11 protein-coding genes, 1 tRNA gene and 2 rRNA genes are annotated in these 15,219 nt (G+C 40.6%); 12 read left to right on the forward strand and 2 right to left on the reverse strand.

Translation table 11 applies throughout. From position 1 onward, the window contains the following. Positions 1–458: 458 nt before the first annotated feature. Positions 459–3,387, forward strand: a 23S ribosomal RNA gene (locus HMPREF1504_RS08675). Between the two features lie 72 nt (positions 3,388–3,459). Beyond that, positions 3,460–3,576: ribosomal RNA gene (gene rrf / locus HMPREF1504_RS08680) — 5S ribosomal RNA — on the forward strand. Positions 3,577–3,914: 338 nt separating this feature from the next. Here rrf and HMPREF1504_RS08685 read toward each other — a convergent pair. Both HMPREF1504_RS08685 and HMPREF1504_RS08690 read right to left on the reverse strand, forming a co-directional pair. Next, positions 3,915–4,124 carry a molybdopterin-binding protein gene (locus tag HMPREF1504_RS08685; RefSeq protein ID WP_005378494.1) on the reverse strand — a complete coding sequence of 70 codons (210 nt, stop codon included), beginning with the start codon at positions 4,122–4,124 and terminating at the stop codon, positions 3,915–3,917. Between the two features lie 100 nt (positions 4,125–4,224). Continuing rightward, positions 4,225–4,298: transfer RNA gene (locus HMPREF1504_RS08690), tRNA-Gly, on the reverse strand. 136 nt (positions 4,299–4,434) lie between these two features. Here HMPREF1504_RS08690 and HMPREF1504_RS08695 point away from each other — a divergent pair. The 10 genes from HMPREF1504_RS08695 to HMPREF1504_RS08740 all read left to right on the forward strand — a co-directional run bounded on the left by HMPREF1504_RS08695 (position 4,435) and on the right by HMPREF1504_RS08740 (position 15,156). Continuing rightward, positions 4,435–5,760: a PepSY domain-containing protein gene (locus HMPREF1504_RS08695; protein WP_005380903.1), complete on the forward strand. Its 1,326-nt coding sequence runs from the start codon at positions 4,435–4,437 to the stop codon at positions 5,758–5,760. A gap of 151 nt (positions 5,761–5,911) precedes the next feature. Continuing rightward, positions 5,912–7,066: a Na+/H+ antiporter NhaA gene (gene nhaA / locus HMPREF1504_RS08700; protein WP_005378504.1), complete on the forward strand. Its 1,155-nt coding sequence runs from the start codon at positions 5,912–5,914 to the stop codon at positions 7,064–7,066. Positions 7,067–7,094: 28 nt separating this feature from the next. Beyond that, on the forward strand, positions 7,095–8,267 hold the full coding sequence (gene nhaA, locus HMPREF1504_RS08705; protein WP_005380993.1) for a Na+/H+ antiporter NhaA: 1,173 nt from the start codon (positions 7,095–7,097) through the stop codon (positions 8,265–8,267). A gap of 24 nt (positions 8,268–8,291) precedes the next feature. Next, on the forward strand, positions 8,292–8,897 hold the full coding sequence (locus HMPREF1504_RS08710; RefSeq protein ID WP_005380958.1) for a 3D domain-containing protein: 606 nt from the start codon (positions 8,292–8,294) through the stop codon (positions 8,895–8,897). Positions 8,898–9,037: 140 nt separating this feature from the next. Next, positions 9,038–9,862, forward strand: a complete 825-nt coding sequence (purR, locus tag HMPREF1504_RS08715; protein WP_005378496.1) for a pur operon repressor — start codon at positions 9,038–9,040, stop codon at positions 9,860–9,862. A gap of 9 nt (positions 9,863–9,871) precedes the next feature. Then, on the forward strand, positions 9,872–11,245 hold the full coding sequence (glmU, locus tag HMPREF1504_RS08720; protein ID WP_038125151.1) for a bifunctional UDP-N-acetylglucosamine diphosphorylase/glucosamine-1-phosphate N-acetyltransferase GlmU: 1,374 nt from the start codon (positions 9,872–9,874) through the stop codon (positions 11,243–11,245). Positions 11,246–11,384: 139 nt separating this feature from the next. Beyond that, entirely contained in the window at positions 11,385–12,338 is a 954-nt protein-coding gene (locus HMPREF1504_RS08725) for a ribose-phosphate pyrophosphokinase (RefSeq protein ID WP_005378517.1), read from the forward strand. 10 nt (positions 12,339–12,348) lie between these two features. Next, positions 12,349–12,927, forward strand: a complete 579-nt coding sequence (gene pth, locus HMPREF1504_RS08730) for an aminoacyl-tRNA hydrolase (protein WP_005378490.1) — start codon at positions 12,349–12,351, stop codon at positions 12,925–12,927. Positions 12,928–12,985: 58 nt separating this feature from the next. Next, positions 12,986–14,467, forward strand: a complete 1,482-nt coding sequence (locus HMPREF1504_RS08735; protein ID WP_005380983.1) for an aminotransferase class I/II-fold pyridoxal phosphate-dependent enzyme — start codon at positions 12,986–12,988, stop codon at positions 14,465–14,467. 2 nt (positions 14,468–14,469) lie between these two features. Continuing rightward, positions 14,470–15,156 carry a thymidylate kinase gene (locus HMPREF1504_RS08740; protein ID WP_005380943.1) on the forward strand — a complete coding sequence of 229 codons (687 nt, stop codon included), beginning with the start codon at positions 14,470–14,472 and terminating at the stop codon, positions 15,154–15,156. The last annotated feature ends 63 nt before the right edge of the window (positions 15,157–15,219 follow it).

Below are 15,219 nucleotides of genomic sequence, written 5' to 3' on the forward strand. Positions count from 1 at the left end.
GGGAGACATACACCGAGCCAAGAGCTTGGATGTCACTTAGGTCGACACTTTGGCCAGTAAGTAGACGTAGCATATGCGCTAGCTGTACTTACAACCTACATTGTTCGGTTTTGAGAGATCTGTAAAGACTCTCAAACAACTCCATAAGGAGTTTTGTTCTTTGAAAACTGCATAGAAGATAATTATTATATATTTGTAAGGTCATCTCTTAGAATTTCTAAGTAGGTTGACCCGAGCACATAGGAAATAATTCTCTGACTTATTGGTGACGTACATGAAAATGTACGGCTACAAAAAACGACAATGTATCTAATGCATGTCTAAAAATCAAATTGATTTTCGTCAGAATTTGATGAATATCGAGGCGTACCAATGAAGCGAAATCGCCGCGTATTTGTATACGCAAGATGAGCTGAATGCAGTACAACGAAGATAGTCGCAAATTATGGCGCAAAATAAGTAAAGATTTTAAGGGCGTACGGCGGATGCCTTGGCGATATCAGCCGAAGAAGGACGCGGTAAGCTGCGATAAGCTACGGAGAGGTGCAAGCAACCTTTGACCCGTAGATTTCCGAATGGGGGAACCCGGCAGTGGTTATGCACTGTCACCCATACCTTTGAGTATGAGGAGGGCACCTGGGGAACTGAAACATCTAATTACCCAGAGGAAGAGTAATCAAACGAGATTTTCTTAGTAGCGGCGAGCGAACGGGAAAGAGGCCAAACCGGAGCGGGCAACCGCACCGGGGTTGAGGACAGTCATCAAGTGTAAATGAGGTAGAAGAATCGAGTTGGAAAGCTCAGCCGCAGAAGGTGAAAGCCCTGTAATCGAAACCTTGCATACATGGGACTGTATCCAGAGTACCACGAGACACGTGAAACCTTGTGGGAAGCAGGGGGGACCACCCTCCAAGCCAAAATACTGATATCGACCGATAGCGCATAGTACCGTGAGGGAAAGGTGAAAAGAACCCCTGGCGGGGAGTGAAAGAGAACCTGAAACCGTATGTCTACAAACAGTCGAAGTCTGTATATATATCAGGACGACGGCGTGCCTATTGAAGAATGAACCGACGAGTTACTGTTGCTAGCGAGGTTAAGTGGAAAACATGGAGCCGCAGCGAAAGCGAGTCTGAACAGGGCGTTCAGTTAGTGATAGTAGACCCGAAACCGTAGTGATCTATCCATGGCCAGGTTGAAGCACAGGTAAAATTGTGTGGAGGACCGAACTCGTGAGCGTTGAAAAGCTTTGGGATGAGTTGTGGATAGGGGTGAAATGCCAATCGAACACGGAGATAGCTGGTTCTCCCCGAAATAGCTTTAGGGCTAGCCTCGAGGTTGAGAGTATAGGCGGTAGAGCACTGATCGGGCTAGGGGCCATACCGGTTACCGAACCTAGTCAAACTACGAATGGCTATACTTATACTCGGGAGTCAGACAGTGAATGATAAGGTCCATTGTCAAGAGGGAAACAGCCCAGAACACCGACTAAGGTCCCCAATGTCATACTAAGTGGCGAAGGATGTGGAATTTCCAAAACAACCAGGATGTTGGCTTAGAAGCAGCCACCATTTAAAGAGTGCGTAATAGCTCACTGGTCGAGAGACTCTGCGCCGAAAATGTCCGGGGCTAAAGTATGAAACCGAAGTCGTGTCATATGCAGCAATGTATATGGGTAGGGGAGCGTTCTCATCGGATTGAAGCAGTACCGTAAGGAGTTGTGGACTGGTGAGAAGTGAGAATGTCGGTATGAGTAGCGAAAAGAATGGTGAGAATCCATTCCACCGAAAGCCTAAGGGTTCCTGAGCAACGATCGTCGTCTCAGGGTAAGTCGGGACCTAAGCCGAGGCGGAAAAGCGTAGGCGATGGACAACAGGTTGAAATTCCTGTACCGGTGTGAATCGTTTGATCGAAGGAGTGACACAGTAAGGTAGGTCAGCACGCGATTGGAAGTGCGTGTTTAAGCATGTAGGTTGAGTTATAGGCAAATCCGTAACTCTAAAAGCTGAGATGTGATGACGAGCTGTTTACAGCGAAGTGATTGATCCTACACTGTCGAGAAAAGCTTCTAGGTAGAGACACATCGCCCGTACCAAAACCGACACAGGTAGGCGGGGAGAGAATCCTAAGGTGCGCGGGAAAACCCTCGTTAAGGAACTCGGCAAAATGCCTCCGTAACTTCGGGAAAAGGAGGACTCATGTAGTGTGAAGGGCAGTAACGCGTGGAGCATGAATGAGTGGCACAAGAGAGGCGCAAGCGACTGTTTACCACAAACACAGGTGCCTGCTAAAGCGAAAGCTGATGTATAGGTGCTGACACCTGCCCGGTGCTGGAAGGTTAAGAGGAGGGGTTAGACTTCGGTCGAAGCTCTGAATTGAAGCCCCAGTAAACGGCGGCCGTAACTATAACGGTCCTAAGGTAGCGAAATTCCTTGTCGGGTAAGTTCCGACCCGCACGAAAGGTGTAACGACTTGCGCACTGTCTCAACGAGGGACCCGGTGAAATTGAAGTACCTGTGAAGATGCAGGTTACCCGCGACTGGACAGAAAGACCCCATGGAGCTTTACTGCAACCTAAGATTGAACTTAGTTAATGAATGTACAGGATAGGTGGGAGACTTAGAATCTAGGGCGCCAGTCTTAGAGGAGTCGTTGTTGGGATACCACCCTTTGATTAATTGATTTCTAACAGGCCGATTAACAACCGGCTGGACAGTCTTAGGCGGGCAGTTTGACTGGGGCGGTCGCCTCCTAAAGAGTAACGGAGGCGCCCAAAGGTTCCCTCAGAGCGGACGGAAATCGCTCGAAGAGTGTAAAGGCAGAAGGGAGCTTGACTGCGAGACGGACAGGTCGAGCAGGGACGAAAGTCGGGCTTAGTGATCCGGTGGTGCCGAGTGGAAGGGCCATCGCTCAACGGATAAAAGCTACCCTGGGGATAACAGGCTAATCTCTCCCAAGAGTCCATATCGACGGGGAGGTTTGGCACCTCGATGTCGGCTCATCACATCCTGGGGCTGAAGTAGGTCCCAAGGGTTCGGCTGTTCGCCGATTAAAGTGGTACGTGAGCTGGGTTCAGAACGTCGTGAGACAGTTCGGTCCCTATCCATCGCGGGCGCAAGAAACTTGAAGGGGGCTGCTCCTAGTACGAGAGGACCGGAGTGGACGAACCGCTGGTGTACCAATTATCCTGCCAAGGGTACAGTTGGGTAGCTACGTTCGGGACGGATAAACGCTGAAAGCATCTAAGCGTGAAACCAGCCTTGAGATGAGGTTTCTCATAGCATAAGCTAGTAAGATCCCATGTAGACGACATGGTTGATAGGCCAGGTGTGGAAGAGCTGTGAGGCTTGGAGCTGACTGGTACTAATAGATCGAGGGCTTTACTTAAAACAATAAGCAGACATGTGCAACAAATATATATAACTTCTATGTGGTTTTCAGAGTACAAACTCTGACAGATTCAGTGGCGATAGCTACGAGGGTCCACCTGTTCCCATCTCGAACACAGTAGTTAAGCTCGTAAACGCCGAAAGTACTTGGCTGGAGACGGCCTGGGAGGATAGGAAGTCGCTGATTAAGCTAAAAAGGCTAACCAAATGGTTAGCCTTTTTTATTATATATACTTACATATAGAGTCCGACCAGGGCACCTGGGAAAGGTAGGGTGTGAGCTAACAGAGGAGCGTAGCGACGTATGGGAGTCACACATCACCTTCATCCGAACGTAAGATTTCTCCAGCTGCAAAGCAGCGATGAGAAATCCACAGTGAGGAGTGATAGGAAGTCGCTGATTAAGCTAAAAAAGGCTAACCAAATGATTAGCCTTTTTTATTATATATACTTACATGTAGAGTCCGACCAGGGCACTTAAAAATATTTTAATAAAAAAAGAGCCGCCGAAGCGACTCTTTCTTATTATTCTACACCAACCATTACGCTAGTGGATTTAATAACAGCCACAACTTCTTTGCCAACTGCTAAGCCTAAGTCTTTAACGGATTGAATTGTAATATCAGCTGTAAGAATGTTATCGTTACCTACATTAATTTTTACAATTGCGTTTACAGCACCTTCTTGAATTTCAATGATTGTACCTTTTAATTGATTTCTTGCGCTTAATTTCATGGAATACTCCTTATAAAAATATACAATACAAATCTGTTTTTATTATATCTTTATACAAAAAAATAACCATGACGCATATCACATCACGGAATATTATGTATGGAGCGGGCGAAGGGAATCGAACCCTCCTCTCAAGCTTGGGAAGCTCGCATTCTACCGATGAACTACGCCCGCATGATGTACATATTGTATCATACTATAATATATACATTCAAGGGGAGCTTGTTTATATACTCTATACCCATAGTGGTTGCTGTATTGTATTGATATAATAATTAATGTATAACATAATGAGGAAGGAGGCATATGTATGTCAAAAATTTATAAAATTCATAAATGGTTATCTATAGTTTCTGTGCTATTTTTCTTAATGTTCTGTATTACAGGTCTTGTCCTTATGTTCCGAACTGAATTAAATGCATGGGCTCAAGGAGGGTCACATCATTCCTCGTCATCAATGGCGATGAGCCAACAAGAAATATCTATTTTTAATTATGCTGATGAAGGTGCCCTATTAGTGAAAGAAAAATATCCGTCTAAGGATATTTTAAATATTTCTCCAGCTATGGGGGCTGCACATATTTTACGGTATCGCATTATTGATTCTTCCGCAACTGTAGCACCTCCAGCGCGTATGGGGATGGGAGGGGATTATGTATTATATAATCCTGAAACAAAGGGGCTTATTACTACGCATCATGAAACGCCTGCACATCCTTGGGTTCGAAGTGTATTACATACACTTCATCAACTACATACACGATTAGACCTTGGTAAAACAGGAATTTATATTGTAACAATTTTATCTTTAGTATGTGGGTTATCTATTATTTCTGGTATTTTTTTATACGGTCCATTTCGTAAAAGCTTTGCCAAATCCACTGTATTGTCTAACTATATGAAATTAAGTACATTACACCGAGAATTTGCTATGGTTGCTACTGTATGGGGATTTATCTTATGTATTACAGGTGTATGGATAGGTGGATTTTTTATTGCTAATGACAGCTATAATGCAGATGTACTACACACTGCAAAGCAAGAACTTTCAGTTGGTCAATCTGACATTTTACAACCATCTGAAGCTATCTCTCGAATTATGAAAGCATACCCAGATCGTCAGCTTATATCTATAGATTATCCATCTAAATTTAATAATCATCATTATGCATTTTATTTAGGTGCTGAAAATGATGATGATCCAGCTATGTTCTTGGGCCAACCAGTCTATGCTAATTTATATACTGATTCTACTAAGGATATGTATTCTACAAAAAATATCCCCTGGTATTTTACGGGCATGACTACAATGATTAATCTCCATATTCATAATCATAATACAATGGCTCTTAAAATATTATGGGCTATCTGGGATATTGTTCTTATTGTAGGCATTGTGACTGGTATTATTATGACTATTAAAAAGAAATTTGGCAGAGCTAGTGCTACAGAATCTAAAGTATCGGCTGAGATAAAACATGTTTGGCGTACACCAATCTGTTGTGGTACCTTAGTATTACTTGGATTTATTATGCCACTTTGGTCCAATCCAGTTACAAATACTATAGCAGGTATTTGTTTAACTATTCCTCTAGTTGTATTTTTTATTTCTTTAATTAGAGGATTTAATCATTAAGTTATTATATTCTTCCTGTATCTAATCAGCGTGCTTCATCATTAGTTTATTGATTGATTTCGAACTAAAATGATATAATAATATAAATCAACTAGGTTTTTTATGTGTTAAAACCTGTATTTATATTATGATTGAGAAAGTGGAAGTTACTATGAAATATATTAAAGCATTTATTCAGTCTGAATCATCTGGCGGTATTATGCTATTACTTGCTGCGATTCTTGGTGTTATAACTGCCAATTCTCCAATAGCTGAACAGTATTTTTCTCTGATGCATATTTATTTAGGTCCAATGGATGTATTGGAGTGGGTAAATGATGGTCTTATGGCTTTATTTTTCCTATATGTAGGGATTGAAATTAAGACTGAAATGATTTCCGGTGAGCTAAACACCAACTCAAAGAGATTGTTACCAGTTTTAGCTGCATTTGCCGGGGTGGTAACGCCTGCGTTAGTTTACTTCTTAATTGCTGGATCTGTACCAGAATATACGCATGGTTGGGGAATACCTACTGCTACCGATATTGCCTTTGCAATTGGTGTCATTATGATGCTTGGTAAACGCGTATCACAAGCGATGAAGGCATTCCTGTCGGCATTGGCTGTTATCGATGATTTAATTGCTATCATAGTGATTGCCATATTTTATGGTGGTGGTGTAGATTTTCCTCATTTAATCGTTGCTGCTATTGTGACGGGAGCGTTGTGGTATACCAATAAACAAGGCTATGTGAGACCAGTTTTATATGGTGTACTCGGTGCCGTTCTTTGGTATTTTGTTTTAAAATCTGGTGTTCATGCTACTATCGCTGGTGTTGTGTTAGCTATGACTATTCCTGCAATGGGTAAGTTGGATGGAGAAACTGTTTATCCTATGCACGCATGGGCGGATAAATTGAAAAATTGGGTTAATTTTTTGATTATTCCTCTATTTAGCTTCTTAAATGCTGGTGTATCCTTCTCAGATGTTTCTGTAGATCATTTGTTCCACCCTGTTGTTTTAGGTGTTTCTTTAGGCCTTATCTTGGGAAAACAGCTTGGTATATTCTCCGCTGTTTACGTTTTAGTTCAGTCTAAGATTATTAAGATGCCTACTAATACAACATGGCCCGAGGTTTATGGTACAGCCATTGTCTGTGGTATTGGGTTTACTATGAGCTTATTTGTGGCTACATTGGCATTTCCACCTGGTGTAACTCAAGAAATGTCTAAAATTGGTATCTTTATAGGCTCTATTATTTCTGGTTTATTAGGTGCTATAGTTTTAATTGTGGCTTATAAAATAAGATCTATTAAGAACAAATAATAAACTTATCATATTAGGAAGGAATCATATGGAACGGATATTTGTACTTTTACGTTCTCCTGGTTCGGCTACTGCCGTTTTACTAGGAGCTACACTTATTGCCTTAATCGTAGCGAATTCTCCATTGGCAACACAATATATGTCTCTGGTTAATTTAAAACTAGGTCCATTAACAACGATGGAGTGGGTTAATGATGCATTAATGGCGATTTTTTTCCTCTTTGTTGGATTAGAAGTAAAACGTGAATTGGTAAGTGGTGAACTAAATACGAATGCTAAGCGTATCATGCCAGGTATTGCTGCATTATTTGGTGTATTAGTACCTGCTATTATTTACTATCTTATTGCTGGATTTAGTGAAGTTTACGTTCATGGATGGGCTATTCCTACTGCGACAGATATTGCTTTTGCTATAGGTGTAATAACTGCATTAGGCTCAAGAGTTCCTAACTCTATGAAAGTATTTTTGACAGCCTTAGCTGTTATTGATGACTTAATTGCCATCATTGTTATTGCTATATTCTACGCAGCAAATCTTAATCTTTTCTATTTATTTGCTGCTGTAGTTGTAACGGGGTTATTGATTTATTGTAATCGGTCTGGTTACGTTAGATCTTTGTCTTATATCATTCTTGGGATCATTTTATGGTACTGTATTCTTCGTTCTGGCTTGCATGCTACAATGGCAGGCGTAATCTTGGCGATGACAATTCCTGAACGGGGCAAGATTGGTCGTAAATATGTGAGACCAATGCAACATTGGGAACATTATTTATCTAACTGGGTAAGTTTTGTTATTGTTCCAATTTTCGCATTCTTTAATGCTGGTGTTAACCTTGATGGATTTGGTATGGCTGATTTAAGTCATCCAGTTGTTTTAGGCGTTGCATTAGGTCTTGTTTTAGGGAAACAAATCGGTATCTTTGGTGCTATGTTTGGCATGATTAAGTTAGGTATTGTACCTATGCCAGCAGAAGCTAACTGGAAATTTATTTATGGTACATCCATTGTATGTGGTATTGGTTTTACTATGAGTATATTTGTTTCCGTTCTAGCTTTTGATCCAGGTCATGCTCAAGAGATGGCTAAAGGTGGCGTATTGATTGGTTCCATCATTTCTGCTATCATTGGTTATGGCTACTTACGAATTGTAGGGGCTAAACGAAAAGAATGTCATATTGGGGTATATCATAATTGCTAACTTAAGCAATAAAGGGGAATGTACATGATTAAGAGAATTTTAATACTATGTACTGTGCTATGTATGACTAATATGATGGCCTTCGCACAGGCGAAGTCAGTTGATAAGGGACAACGAGGTCATCATGTACAGAAAATTCAAACCATGTTAGTGCATCAAGGATATCTTAATGATTCAGCAGATGGTATTTTTGGGCATAACACTGAATTAGCAGTACGTAAGTTTCAAAAGGCTAAAGGGCTCGCTGTAGATGGGCGTGTAGGTACGGCTACGATGAGTGCTTTAGAAAAGGAAGAAACTCGTTTTGGCGATTCCGCCATTTCGCGTAGTCATAATGGGGTTCCCAATAAGTATGTACGCGTTATGACGATGCATGCTAGTGCATATAGTGCTCAAGACCCAGGAAATAGCAATTATACGGCAACTGGCAGTCGCTTAAAAAAAGGTATTGTTTCAGTAGATCCACGGATTATACCATTAGGTACAAAGATGTTTATTGAAGGTTATGGCTATGCCGTGGCTGATGATGTTGGCGGAGCTATTAAAGGTAGCCGTATTGACCTAGCCTTTAATTCTCGTGCAGAAGCTTTGCGATTTGGTCGTCAAACTGTAAAAGTATATATTTTATAACTATATATAAACTGTTGAAAGCTCTAGTCTATGACTAGAGCTTTTTCCGAATTATATATTTTTTCTCAATGCGAATATTCGGAAATTCATGGTATAATATAGATATCAATATAAATCGAGTATTCAGCAAAGGAAGGCTTATGAATAAAGTTCGACGTGTTGAAAGAATGGTGGCAATGACTAAATTATTAGTCGATTCTCCACAAAAACTTATATCTCTTAATTATTTTTGTGATTTTTTCGGAATGGCGAAATCTACAGTAAGTGAAGATTTAACCTGTGTCCGTCAATCGATGGAACATTTTCAGTTGGGTACTCTAGAAACGGTAGCGGGGGTAGCTGGCGGTGTTCGATTCATACCTCATCGAAAAGGCGAGCAGGCCAATGAAATCTTACGCGATGTGCAGCAACGTTTGCGTGAACCAGATCGTATTATTCCCGGTGGATTTATTTATATGTCGGATATTTTATATGATTGGCATGTGATGACTCGGTTAGGCGAAATTATTATGACTCGCTTTGTAGATCGCAATCCAGATTATATTTTGACGGTAGAAACAAAAGGGATTCCTTTGGCGGTTATGGTGGCTAGGGCTTTCAACAAGCCACTTGTTATCGCGCGTCGTGATAGTAAGGTTACAGAAGGATCTGCCATTAGTATTAACTATGTAACGGGTTCATCTGGTCGAATTCAAACGATGACATTAACTAAACGCGCTATTCCACAAAATGCGAAGGTGCTAATTATTGATGATTTCATGAAGGCTGGCGGTACGGCTAAAGGCCTGACCGAGCTTGTACATGAGATGAATGGTAAAGTGGTGGGAACAGGTGTTCTAGTGGCTACTGCTGAACCAAATCCTAAGTTAATCAATGATTATGAATCACTATTTACGTTCCATGGCATTGATGAAAGTACAAATGAAATTCACATCGAACCTGTATTTGATACGATTGATAGATAGGAGTTTACTATGAATATTGCAAGTCTTATTTTAGCAGCTGGTAAGGGTACACGAATGAAGTCCAAATTGCCAAAGGTACTTCATAAAGTTGGCGGTAAAGCCATGGTTGAACGCGTTCTAGAAACTGTTCAATCTCTTGGAACCGATAAGGATGTTGTTATCGTTGGCTTTGGTGGTAATGCAGTACAAGACTATCTAGAAGGTCGTGCTGAATTTGTACGTCAAGAAGAGCAAAATGGTACAGGTCATGCAGTAAAAATGGCAGAACCTGTATTAGGATCTTTTGATGGCACTATTTTATTGTTGTGTGGGGATACGCCACTCGTAACTAAGGAAAGTTTAGAAGCTCTTTTAAAAGAACATACTGCATCTGGAGCAGCGGCTACAATTTTAACGGCCCATATGCCAGATCCAACAGGTTATGGTCGTATCATTCGTAACGAAGACGGTCATGTGGTACGCATTGTAGAACAAAAGGATGGCAAACCAGAAGAGTTAGCTGTACAAGAAGTTAATACTGGTATGTATGCTTTTGATAGTAAAAAACTATGGCCTTGTCTTAGCCTATTATCCGACGATAATGCACAAGGTGAACTGTATATTACAGATGTGGTTGGTATTCTCGTAAATGGCGGCGATAAAGTAAGCGCTTATATGACTGAAAATTTTGAAGAATCGTTAGGGGTAAACTCTCGCTTGCAATTGGCTGAAGCAGAATCCATTTTAAAACATCGTAAAAATGTAGAATTAATGACCGCTGGTGTAACGATTATTGATCCTGACAATACCTATGTAGCACCAGAGGTTACTGTGGGGGCTGATACAATTCTACATCCTGGTACCGTTTTAGAAGGCAATACGGTGATTGGTGAAAATTGTGAAATTGGACCTCATACACGCTTGACGAATGTAACTGTTGGCAATAATACGGTAATTCATTTTACCTATGGTCATGACTGCGAAGTAAAAGATGGCGTAGATATTGGTCCATATGTTCATTTGCGTCCTAATACGGTTATTGGCAACAAGGTTCATATTGGTAATTTTGTTGAGGTTAAAAATTCCAATGTTGGGGAAGGCACCAAATTCCCTCATTTATCCTATATTGGCGATAGCGATGTAGGTTCTGGTGTCAATATTGGTTGCGGTACGATTACGGTAAATTATGACGGAAAAATCAAGCATCGTACAACTATCGGCGATGGTGCATTTGTAGGCTGTAACAGCAATTTGGTAGCACCTGTTACAATTGGTAATTATAGCTATGTAGGAGCAGGTTCTACGATTACTAAAAATGTTCCTGATAAGGCATTAGCAGTAGGTCGTAGCAAGCAAATTGTGAAAGAAAATTGGGTTACAGACGATACTTTCAAAAAGAAATAAGAATTTATCAAAAATTTTTCACACAAGATAGGAAAAATAGTATACAATAATAAGGCAATAAGGTTGTATATCTGTAATATTTCGTTACATATACATTGAGTAACTAACTAAGATTACGGAGAAATGAAAGGGTATCAAAATGGCATTTGAAGACGGCAAAAAACTTAAGATTTTCACAGGTAACGCAAATCCAGAATTGGCAAAGGAAATTTGTGATTATTTAGGTTTGCCTTTAGGTGAAGCGTTTGTAGGTCGCTTTAATAATGGCGAAGTACAAATTATGATTGATGAAAGCGTACGTGGCAAAGATGTATTTATCATTCAACCAACTAGCTATCCTGTAAACGATAATTTAATGGAATTAATGGTTATGGCTGATGCGTTAAAACGTGCTTCTGCTCGTCATATTACAGCTGTAGTTCCTTACTACGGTTATGCTCGCCAAGACCGCAAAACTCGTGGTCGTGAACCAATTACTGCAAAATTAGTAGCAAACTTGATGCAAACTTCTGGTATTACACGTCTTGTAACAATTGACTTGCATGCAGGTCAAATTCAAGGCTTCTTCGATGTGCCAGTAGATCATTTATATGGTGCATCCATTTTAGCTAAATACATTAATGAAAAAAATCTTGAAGATGTTATTGTAGTATCTCCAGATCTTGGCGGTGTTACAAGAGCTCGTGATTTGGCTGACCGCATTGGTGCACCAATTGCAATCATCGAGAAAAAACGTCCTGAACCAGGCGTAGCTAAAGTTATGAACCTCATTGGTGATGTAAAAGGCAAAAACTGTATCATCGTTGATGATATTGTAGATACAGCAGGTTCTCTTGTAGAAGGTGCTAAAGCATTAAAAGAATTTGGTGCTAAATCTGTTATGGCTGCTGTTACCCATGCTGTATTAACAGATCCAGCAAGTGAACGCATTGCAAACTCCAACATTAAAGAGCTTATCGTAACAAACACAATGCCATTACCAGAAAATTGCAAATTAGACAATGTAACGCAACTATCTGTAGCGCCATTATTGGGCGAAGCAATTATGCGTATCTTTCATGAAGTTTCAGTAAGTAATTTATTTGATAAATAATAGGTGATTCTTGAAGTTAGTAGTAGGCCTTGGTAACCCAGGCAAGCAATATGAAGCGACAAAACATAATATTGGATTTATGGTCATCGATGCCATTGCAGATAGCGTTTCTCACACTCCTTGGAGGGAAGAACAAAAGGCAGAGGTGTGCAGTATTAATGTAGCTGGTGAGAAGGTATTGCTTGTAAAGCCTCAAACATTTATGAATGCAAGTGGTGAGTCTGTAGGTCCATTGATGCGGTACTATAAGATTGATCCATCTGATGTGTATTGCATTTATGATGATATGGATTTACCGGTAGGCAAATTACGTATTCGACCAAATGGTAGTTCTGGTGGGCATAATGGGATTAAATCTTTAATCTCCCATATAGGAACAGAAAATTTTCCGCGTTTTCGCGTAGGTATTGGTCGTCCATTACCACAATGGACCGTCATTGATCACGTGTTAGCACCATTTAGTGAAGAAAATCAAGAGAAAGTACAAAAAGGTATCAAAGACACAGTAAAAGCTGTATTAGGCACCTTAGAGGTGGGCATAGACAAAGGGATGAATCAGTTTAATCCTAAGCGTCGTCCACAGCGATAAATAACATGCATAAGGGCATGAGTCTCATTGAGATTCATGCCCTTTTTACGAGGTATATATGAGCAATCAAGAAAAAATGCCTTTTGTAGAGGCTTTAGAATCATATAAGGAACAACATTTTGTGCCTTTTCATACACCTGGTCATAAGATTGGTGTTGAAGCGCCTCAGTTACTAAAGGAATGGATGGGAGCAGCACTGCCATATGATTTAGGGGTTATGTATGCTCTAGATGATCTACATGAACCTGAAGGAGAGTTAAAAGAGGCGCAAGACTTAACTGCTGAATTATATGGAGCTGATGATTGCTGGTTCTCTATTAATGGCACAACCGCTTTAATTGAAGCGATGATTATGGGGACAGTAGGCCCTGATGAAACGATTATCATTCCTCGAGAAGCACATCGTTCCGTTATTAGTGGATTAGTGTTATCTGGTGCAAAGCCTGTTTATATGGATTGCCAATTTGATGATCGGTGGGGTATCCCTCTAGGTGTATCAGTGGAGGATGCTATTAAAACCATGGATGCTCATCCAGAGGCTAAGGCGATTCTCTTAGTGTATCCAAACTATTATGGTGTAGGTGTAGATATTGTAAACATCGTACAAGAAGCACACAAACGAGGGATGATTGTTCTTGTTGATGAAGCGCACGGACCTCATTTACCATTTTCAGAAAATTTACCTGTTGAAGCCATTGCGTCAGGTGCAGACTTAGTGGCACAAAGCACGCATAAATCGGTAGGTTCTTTGACGCAAACCTCTTGGCTATTAGGGCAAGGCGATTTAATTAATAAACGCCGCATTACACAAATGCATCAGATGTTACAAAGTACGAGTCCTAATTATATATTTTTAGCTTCCCTTGATATGGCGCGCCATCAGTTGGCTACGGAAGGTAGAAATTTGGTAAATCATGCTGTGTCATTAAGTTTACAACTACGACGTGCATTGGAAGCCATAAAGGGCATTTCTATCATGTCAAGCAAGGATGTAGATAGACCTAACTATGATGTAACAAAGGTGTTGATTGATGCCAAGGAATTGGGGCTTACCGGTGTGGATTTCGAAAAACGATTACGTGCTCACCATATCGAAGTTGAACTTGTGCAGGCGCATCATGTGTTAGTACTCATCACGATAGGTGATACAGAAGAATCTATCATGACTCTTGTAAAGGCTGTACAGGCTATAAGCGATGAGATTTGTAGTAAGTCATCCTTAACAAATCGTGCTGGTGAACAAATAGAGGAACGTACTGAGACTATTCAGTCAGCTACCATTCTGCCTACTCCTGTTGTACGTATGACACCGAGGGAAGCCCTTTATAAGGATCGTAAATCCTGTATGTTTGAGGCGGCGTTACATCATATTTGCGGTGAAACCATTGCTTATTATCCACCGGGAATTCCTTGTATAGCCGTAGGTGAAGAGATTACAGAATCTGTGTTACAATATATACAACAACGGCGTGTATTGGGGTATATGCCAAATGGTGCAGCCGATATGAATTTAGAAACGATACAAGTTGTAGAGGAGTAGAGATGGGGACTTTAATCATACTAGAAGGTGGCGATGGCAGTGGCAAAGCTACACAAACAAAGTGCTTGGTAGAACGATTACAAGCAGAAGGTCATCGTGTGCGCAGTGTTAGCTTTCCAAATTATGATAGTGATGCATCGATGCCGATTAAGATGTATTTATCGGGCCAATTTGGCACAGATGTAGACTCGGTTAATCCCTATGTAGCAAGTTCTATGTATGCTATCGATCGTTTTGCATCCTTTAGAATGGATTGGCAGTCATTTTATAATGATGGTGGCATCATTATTGCTGACCGGTATACGACGTCAAATATGGTTCATCAAATGGTGAAATATACGGATGCGGATAAACGTGTTCAATTTTTAGAATGGTTGGAAGACTTTGAATTTGTTAAGTTTGGTTTACCTCGTCCTGATGCGGTATGTTTGCTTGATGTTCCATTAGTCGTGACGGAATCTTTGATGTCTGAGCGAACTGGTAAAACAGGGGGAGAGACAGGGGATATACACGAAGGAAATAGAGTGTATTTGCAAGCTGTTCACAATGCCTATGATGAATTAGTTGAACGTTATCAATGGCATCGTATTTCCTGTGCCCAACAAGATAAATCTGGAACTTTTACAATGCGCAGTATAGAATCTATACATAATGACATATACGATGTGGTAAAAAGGATATTGAGATAGATAAAATCACATATCTTAGGACATGGCGACTCTTTAAAAAGTCGCCATTTTCCTATATAATAG

It is taken from the genome of Veillonella sp. ICM51a (genome assembly GCF_000524355.1).
Classification (GTDB): domain Bacteria; phylum Bacillota; class Negativicutes; order Veillonellales; family Veillonellaceae; genus Veillonella; species Veillonella atypica.